This is a genomic window from Janibacter sp. CFPM2_SD2 (genome assembly GCF_057364645.1).
Genome location: NZ_JBNFOF010000214.1, coordinates 1 through 5189, shown reverse-complemented (window position 1 = coordinate 5189; position 5189 = coordinate 1). Strand labels below are relative to the sequence as shown.

The following is a 5189-nucleotide window of genomic DNA, read 5'->3' as shown; positions in this document are numbered from 1 at the left end:
GGCCGCCGGCGCGACGCCCCCAGCAGAGCGTGACGCCGGCGTCGATGCCAGCGGTGGCGGTAGCGGGAGCAGGGGTCTCGTCAGGCCTCACCAGCACGCCACCGTCCGCCCGTAGCGGCCGGGAGGACATCCCCTCGCCGGCGGTGGCTAGGGTGGCGCCCGTGCGTATCGCGACCTGGAACGTCAACTCCATCCGCTCCCGCGTCGACCGCGTCGAGGCCTGGCTGCAGCGCAGCGATGTCGACGTGCTCGCCATCCAGGAGACGAAGGCGAAGGAGGAGCAGTTCCCCTTCGACCGCTTCCGCGACCTCGGCTACGAGGTGGCCCACCACGGCGTCAACCAGTGGAACGGCGTGGCGATCCTCTCCCGGGTCGGGCTCGAGGACGTGGCGATCGGCTTCGACGGCGACCCCGGCTTCGGCGATCCGGTGGCCCCCGAGGCACGCTCGATCGGCGCGACCTGTGGCGGCGTGCGGGTCTGGTCCCTCTACGTGCCCAACGGCCGCACCCTCGAGGACCCGCACATGGCCTACAAGCTCGAGTGGCTGGCCCGGCTGCGTGACCGCGCCGTCGAGTGGGCCGCCGACGGCACCCCCGTCGCCCTCTGCGGCGACTGGAACGTCGCGCCCCAGGACGAGGACGTGTGGTCGATGGAGTACTTCGCCGACAAGACCCACGTCTCCCCGCCGGAGCGGGCCGCCTTCCACGCCTTCCTCGACGCGGGCTTCACCGACGTCGTGCGCCCGCACGCCCCCGGCCCCGGCACCTACACCTACTGGGACTACCAGCAGCTCGCCTTCCCCAAGCGCCGCGGCATGCGCATCGACTTCGTCCTCGGGTCGGCGTCCTTCGCCGAGCGGGTGAGCGGCGCGGCGATCGACCGCGAGGAGCGCAAGGGCAAGGGCGCGAGCGACCACGCGCCGGTCATCGTCGGTCTCGACGGCGACGACGGTGCGGCCGTGGACAAGCCGGTCGAAGGGAGCCCCGCCCGGTGAGTGCCGACCCGCGCCTGAGCACGGTCCTCGCCCCGGACGGAGCCCGCATCGCGGTCCGTGAGCACGCGGCTCCTGCCGGCACCGCCGAGGGCCCGACCCTCGTCCTCGCCCACGGCTGGTGCCTCGCCGCCGAGACCTGGGACCGGGTCGTCGCGGAGCTGCAGGCCCGGCGCCCGCACCTGCGGGTCATCACCTACGACCAACCCGGGCACGGCTCTCCACGCCCGGCCACGACCGGCAGGTCAGCCTGCTCGACCTCGGCGCCACCCTGCGCGAGGTCATCGCCGAGACGGCTCCCGAGGGTGATGTCGTCCTCGGAGGTCACTCGATGGGCGGCATGACCGTCATGGCGCTCGCACAGGTCGCGCCCGAGCTCTTCGCCGAGCGGGTGCGCGGCGCCGCGCTCGTCGGCACGGCCTCGTGGCTCGGCACTCGGCGCCCGATCCCCGGCGAGGGCATCGCCATGGCCGTGCTCGGCCGTCTCCCCGCGGCACCCGCGGCCTGCCGACGACCCCGCGCCTCACCGCGGCCAACCTCTTCGGCACCGACCCCGACCCGCAGGCCGTGCGCACGACCGGTCGGCTGACGAGCCGCACCCGGGCCAATGTCGTCGCCGACTGGCACCGCGCGATCGGTGAGCTCGACTTCCGCGACCACCTCGCCCCCTTCGCCGGGGTCCGCACGGTCGTGCTCACCGGCGCCCGCGACCGGCTGACGCCCGTCTCCGCAGGTCGGCGGCTGGCCGCGGGGATCCCCGGTGCCGACTTCTGGTCGGTGCCCCGGGTCGGCCACATGATCACCTACGAGGCGCCGCGGCTCGTCGCCGACAAGATCGAGCTACTCCTCGACGCCCCAGCTGCGAGCGATCGAGCCTGAGCCCTCGCGGCGCCGCACGCCCAGGCAGACCAGGGCGAGCAGCGCGCCGAGCGCGGCGGAGCCCGCTGCGCCGATGAAGACGGTGTGCACCTGCAGCAGCGCAGCGTCGAGCAGCGCCTGCGCGTCGGTCTGCTGCTCGCGCGGCAGGGCGTCGACCGCCTCGTAGTAGCGGTGCAGGCCGACCCCGGTGAGCAGGGCGAGGCCGACGACCATCCCGACCATCCGGCTGACGACGACGAGGCTGCTCGCCGTGCCGTGGGCGTGCTGCGGTGCGTCGGCGAGCGCCGCGTCGTTGACCGGCGCGAGCGCCATGCCCAGGCCGAATCCGACGACCGCGAGCGTCACCGTGGCCGAGACCTGGGCGAGCGAGTCGTGCCCCCAGCCAGACATGACGAGCAGACCGACGGCGGCCAGGGCCAGCCCGACGCCGGCGGACAGGCCGTCGCCGACCCACCGCAGCACCCAGCCGCCGACGAGCGCCCCGACGGGCACGGCGACGAGGAACTTCACCAGCTCCATCGCCGCGTCGGTCTGCGTCCCGTCGGTCGTCAGCCGGGAGAAGAGCGGGACGTCGACGACGACGGCGACGAGCACGCCGACGAGCAGCGAGATCGCCAGTGCCCAGCCGGTGCGGCCGCGCACCGTGCCGCGCGGCACGAGCGGCGAGGGCGCGGTGCGGTGGCGCCAGACGTAGAGCAGCAGCGCGACGACGGCCACGGGCAGCAGGGCGTAGCCGAGCGGCCCGACGACCTCGCTCTCGGGATCGGCGGAGCTGAAGGTCAGCACGACGCAGCCCAGGGCGTGCCGAGCAGGAGCGCGCCGGGCAGGTCGCTCTCGCGCAGCGGCGGCCACCAGCTGCGCACCGTGAGCACCCCGACGAGCAGCGCGAGCGCGAGGGTCACGAGCCCGATCGGCGTGGCCAGCCGGCTGTCCCCGGCGAAGGGGACGAAGGGCAGCCCGAGGTAGACGTCGGTCGCCAGCGCCCGCGGCGCGGCGAGGGTGAGCCAGAGCAGGCCGACCGTGACGACCCCCAGCCCCGTGGTCACCAGCCGAGGACGAAGGGGGCGAGTCTCCCCCTTCGCGCTGCGGGTCACAGCCGCGATGGCCACCCACAGCAGCACGCCGAGCACGACGTTGAGCCAGAAGATCGCCCGCCAGTCGGCGACGAGCAGGACCGCCGCGCCGAGGAGCGGGCCGAGCACCGAGCCGAGCTCCTGGACCGCGCCGACGACACCGAGCGGCATCCCCCTTCGTCCCGGCGGCCACAGGTCGGCGACGAGGGCGAGCGTGGCGGGCACGAGCCCGCCGCCGCCGACGCCCTGGACGATGCGGCCGGCGACGAGGATGTCGAGGTCGACGGCCAGGGCGGTGATGCCCGAGCCGACGACGAAGACGACGAGGCAGCCGAGGAGGATGCGCGACCGGGAGACGAGGTCGGCGAGGCGGCCGATGAGCGGCAGGACGGCGATGTAGCCGAGCAGGAAGCCGGAGATGATCGGCGCCGCGCGCTGCAGGTTGTCCAGGCCCAGGCCGACGCCGCTCATCATGTCGGTGAGCGCGAGCACGACGACATAGGTGTCGGCCGCGGCGAGCGCGACCGCGGTGGAGGCGAGGGCGAGCAGGACCCGCGGGTTGGTGCGGGCGGCGGTGGTGACGGGCGTCGTCACGTCAGGAGGAGGGCTTGGTGATCTCGACGTCCTTGCCGTAGTCCGAGAGCTCGAGCGTGTAGGTCGTCTCCGACTCCTTGTAGAAGTCACCGGTGATCTCGACCTGCCGCAGCTCGCCGCTGTCGGGCTCGATGCCGTAGGTGACGTCGAAGTCCTCGCCCCCCTCGGCGAGCCCGAAGAGCCGCTCGATGTCGGCCTTGGGCACGGTGCCGGTGTACTCCTGCAGCACGGTGTCGCCGTCGCGGGTCTTCTCGCCCGCCTTGGCGCCCTCCGTGTGCTCGAGGATCTGGTCGACACCGCTGCCGGTGCGGAAGAACTCGGCGGGGTTGGGGGCGCCGAGGTCCTTCATGTCCACGGGGTTGAAGTCCTTGGTGAAGAAGGACATCCACGTCTTGTCGTCGATGGCGATGATCTCGACGCCCGCGGAGGCGCCGTCGATGACGCCGGTGACCTGGCCCTGGAACTTCGGGGTCGTCGTGTCGACGATGCCCGAGCCGTTGGCCGCCGAGACCCCGTTGCGCCCCTTGGGGATCGCCGAGGACTTCAGGTCGAAGGCCACCGTCCCCGAGTCGACAAAGGTCGTGCGGGCCGCGTCGAGGGCTTCCTTGGGCGGGGTCGCCTCCTCGAAGGCCGAGCACCCCGCGGTCAGGGTGAGCACGAGGGGCACGGCGGCAAGGAGGGAGCGTCGTCGCATGGCCGCCAACCTAACCGCTGGGTGGCCCACGGGGCGAGGACCGTGACATACCTCCCCGGTCACGCGGCGTCGGCTCACCAGAGCCGGCTCGTGGCCACGCGCAGCGCGGGCAGGGAGGCCGCCCGCAGCACCTGACCGCGCAGGTGGCGACGACGGGCGAAGGCGCGGGGGTGCCCCCCTTCGTCCGTGGCGGTGGACCGCGTCGGCCAGCGCCACGGCGTCAGCGAGCGCCTCGTTGGCCCCGCGCCCGAGGTTGGGGCTCATCGCATGGGTCGCGTCGCCGATGACGACGAGGGCGTCGTCGACCGGGGTCCGCAGCGGCGGGGCGAGCAGGACGCGCTGGGCGTCGGCTGCGTCACCGACGGCCGCGAGGACCTCGCCGACACGCCTGTCCCAGTCGGCGAGACGACCGCGGACCAGGGCGACGGCGTCGTCGCGATCGACCTTGACGCCCCGGTGGTCGCCGCGCACGGCGGCGAACCACGCTGCGCCCTGCGGGCCGGGCGTCACCCCGAAGAGCCCGCCGCGCCCCCACCACTCGGTGGCGGTCGTGACGGGTGGGCCCGGCAGGTGACCGCGCAGCGCGATCCAGTCGGTGACGACCGGGCGCGACCCGGCCCACGTGTGCTGGCGCACGGCCGAGCGCACGCCGTCGCGCCGACGACGAGGTCGGCACCGGTGCTGCTGGCCAGGGCCCGAGGGTCGGTGACCAGCTCGGTGAGCCGGGTGACCGAAGGGGGGATCGCCGCCTCGAGCGCCACCACGAGATCCGGGCGTGGGACGAACCACAGACGCGGCGCACCGTGCCCGGCCGACCGCAGCTCGTGGATCGGCCGGCCGTCGGAGCGGCGCAGGGCGCCCCGGTGACCGGCAGGGAGGTCCGGCGGGTCGCCTCGCCGACACCGATCGCGTCGAGGGCATCGCGGCCCCCGCGCCAGAGGGCGAGGACGGTGCCGG

Annotated in this window: 8 protein-coding genes; 5 read left to right on the top strand and 3 right to left on the bottom strand. The window is 74.2% G+C overall.

Going from position 1 to position 5189, the window contains the following annotated elements; translation table 11 throughout:
* Positions 1-161: 161 nt before the first annotated feature.
* The 4 genes from AC2W7J_RS15620 to AC2W7J_RS15605 are packed head-to-tail and all read left to right on the top strand — an operon-like array spanning position 162 to position 1871.
* Positions 162-995, top strand: a complete 834-nt coding sequence (locus tag AC2W7J_RS15620; RefSeq protein ID WP_485983520.1) for an exodeoxyribonuclease III — start codon at positions 162-164, stop codon at positions 993-995.
* Positions 992-1336, top strand: coding sequence for an alpha/beta fold hydrolase (locus AC2W7J_RS15615; RefSeq protein ID WP_485983518.1), 345 nt, complete (start codon positions 992-994; stop codon positions 1334-1336). The genes AC2W7J_RS15620 and AC2W7J_RS15615 overlap by 4 nt, the downstream gene beginning before the upstream one ends.
* Entirely contained in the window at positions 1243-1581 is a 339-nt protein-coding gene (locus AC2W7J_RS15610; protein ID WP_485983522.1) for an alpha/beta fold hydrolase, read from the top strand. Before AC2W7J_RS15615 ends, AC2W7J_RS15610 begins: the two co-directional genes overlap by 94 nt.
* Complete coding sequence (locus tag AC2W7J_RS15605) at positions 1560-1871, top strand: alpha/beta fold hydrolase (RefSeq protein WP_485983516.1); 312 nt, start codon at positions 1560-1562, stop codon at positions 1869-1871. The genes AC2W7J_RS15610 and AC2W7J_RS15605 overlap by 22 nt, the downstream gene beginning before the upstream one ends.
* On the opposite strand, the gene AC2W7J_RS15600 is transcribed toward AC2W7J_RS15605, so the two are convergent.
* The 3 genes from AC2W7J_RS15600 to AC2W7J_RS15590 are packed head-to-tail and all read right to left on the bottom strand — an operon-like array spanning position 1833 to position 4868.
* Complete coding sequence (locus AC2W7J_RS15600) at positions 1833-2657, bottom strand: MFS transporter (RefSeq protein WP_485983514.1); 825 nt, start codon at positions 2655-2657, stop codon at positions 1833-1835. The two genes, AC2W7J_RS15605 and AC2W7J_RS15600, sit on opposite strands and share 39 nt — an antisense overlap.
* Positions 2651-3538 carry an MFS transporter gene (locus AC2W7J_RS15595; protein WP_485983512.1) on the bottom strand — a complete coding sequence of 296 codons (888 nt, stop codon included), beginning with the start codon at positions 3536-3538 and terminating at the stop codon, positions 2651-2653. The genes AC2W7J_RS15600 and AC2W7J_RS15595 overlap by 7 nt, the downstream gene beginning before the upstream one ends.
* A 1-nt stretch (position 3539) precedes the next feature.
* Positions 3540-4868 carry an LppX_LprAFG lipoprotein gene (locus AC2W7J_RS15590; RefSeq protein WP_485983510.1) on the bottom strand — a complete coding sequence of 443 codons (1329 nt, stop codon included), beginning with the start codon at positions 4866-4868 and terminating at the stop codon, positions 3540-3542.
* Positions 4869-5007: 139 nt separating this feature from the next.
* Between AC2W7J_RS15590 and AC2W7J_RS15585 the strand changes: the two genes are divergently transcribed.
* Positions 5008-5189: hypothetical protein (locus tag AC2W7J_RS15585; RefSeq protein WP_485983508.1), on the top strand; the 182-nt coding region annotated here is incomplete at its 3' end.